General features: G+C 46.3%; 2 protein-coding genes and 1 pseudogene. 1 reads left to right on the forward strand and 2 read right to left on the reverse strand.

The genetic code is table 11. The annotated features are described in order from the left end of the window. Positions 1-92 precede the first annotated feature (92 nt). Entirely contained in the window at positions 93-479 is a 387-nt protein-coding gene (locus A7090_RS20695; RefSeq protein WP_105275355.1) for a hypothetical protein, read from the reverse strand. A 23-nt stretch (positions 480-502) separates the two neighbouring features. Beyond that, on the reverse strand, positions 503-1,045 hold the full coding sequence (locus A7090_RS20700; protein WP_105275356.1) for a hypothetical protein: 543 nt from the start codon (positions 1,043-1,045) through the stop codon (positions 503-505). A 218-nt stretch (positions 1,046-1,263) separates the two neighbouring features. On the opposite strand from A7090_RS20700, the pseudogene A7090_RS20710 reads away from it, so the two are divergent. Next, positions 1,264-1,551 (forward strand): annotated as a pseudogene (locus tag A7090_RS20710) (transposase); the annotation flags it as partial. Positions 1,552-1,563 lie beyond the last annotated feature (12 nt).

The raw sequence follows: 1,563 nt of genomic DNA on the forward strand, positions 1-1,563 counted from the left end.
CGACTGAATAATGTGATGACGCTGTAGAATTTTTAACGTGACACAGAATTCTGAACGCTCTCGATACTTCACCGCGTTTTTAACGTTAAACTTTACTCGCTTTGGTTAAGCCGTTTTTGATACTCAAACTCATACCCCAGCTCATGCAGCATCTCTATGCCGTTCTGGTAGCAGTGCGTGCCTGTCAGACCTCCTTCAGGGAAATCCTGCAAAACATGAGCGAGGATCTGTGCGATATAGCGCGGCTGGTTCAGGTTGATGGTGACGTTTTCTCCCAAGTATGTTGCGGGTAAGCCTTTGTTAAAAGGGCAGTAACCAATATCAATCCATACGCCAGTGCGAAACCAGATGATAATCTGGCCTTTCTTATCAGCATCTTTTATTCGCAGATAAGAATCATCCTGAAGGTCATAGTCATCGAATTTGTATTTCCATAACCAGGTCTGGTTATTAACCACTATCTTACGTAGCGTCGCCATCTTCTCACTCCTTAAGCAACAAACTACTCCAAAGTAAAATGCGTAACCAGTTCAAGCGGTGTAGTACGCAGGGTATCTTTCAGCGTGACGCGCACCGTCCAGACACCTTTTGGATCTCCTTTTTCTGCGTGAAAACCCATCGTCCGATCGGAAAGGTAAAGTGTATCGCCCACAGGCTGGGTGAAATGGTAATTAAAACAGTCGATCTCTTTTTCGTTCATCGAGTCAACGCCGTCAGGCCTCACGACCTGAAAACTACACTTAACATTCGCCTCTTGTTGTTCATCCAGTTTGGGATTGGTCAAAAACGTCAGGATGAAGAGTGATTCCCCAAGATGGACAACCTTTGCCTCGGTAAACTTCGGAACGTTTTCTGCTGGTGTTGCCCACTTCTCTTGCCAGTCGGCATCTGAAGTGATCATTACCATGCCGCCAAAACCGTCAGCACTGCGGCGGGAAGCCTCATCATTTATAGGCGCGCCGTTTACATTCCAGCCGGGTTGTGCAAACAGAGGGGAACAACAGAACACGAAGGCAAGAGCCAGCACCGGCAGTATGCGATTCATAGGCAAATTCCTTTTCAGACTCCACAAACGAAAAACCCGCATTCCTGCGCTGAGGAATCCCCAGTAATGGGCGGGTAAAAAAAGACAGGCATAGAGTTTTGTGATCTACTGATTTGTGCAACCAATTCAATGAGATCACTTCTATGCCTGCTCGACAAGTATGTCAGAATTTTTTCCACGATGCGTTAGCACCGTTTCACAAATACCGACAAAATGCTTTGCTATTTAGCAGTACGAATGACTTTAAACCTCGGGAAATCATGAAATTGTACAGCCGTCGCATGCAAATCGAGCAGAACTTCCGGGATGAAAAAAGCGAGTGCTTCGGGTTCGCTCTGCGTGCCAGTTACAGTCGTTCCGTGGGAAGAATGCTGGTACTGAGCCTACTGGCGACTCTGAGTACAATTGTACTGTGGCTTATTGGCTATCATGCTGAAAACAAAGGATTACATCTGAGATATCAGGCCAACAGCATTAAAACACGGCGGGGAATCTCGTATCTGACGTGATCGTAGAAA

This window comes from Escherichia sp. MOD1-EC7003, assembly GCF_002965065.1.
GTDB lineage: Bacteria > Pseudomonadota > Gammaproteobacteria > Enterobacterales > Enterobacteriaceae > Escherichia.

Excerpts from the sequence above, each read along its gene's own strand:
- A7090_RS20695 (WP_105275355.1), bottom strand. The coding sequence starts at position 479 with ATGGCGACGCTACGTAAGATAGTGGTTAATAACCAGACCTGGTTATGG.
- A7090_RS20700 (WP_105275356.1), bottom strand. The coding sequence starts at position 1,045 with ATGAATCGCATACTGCCGGTGCTGGCTCTTGCCTTCGTGTTCTGTTGT.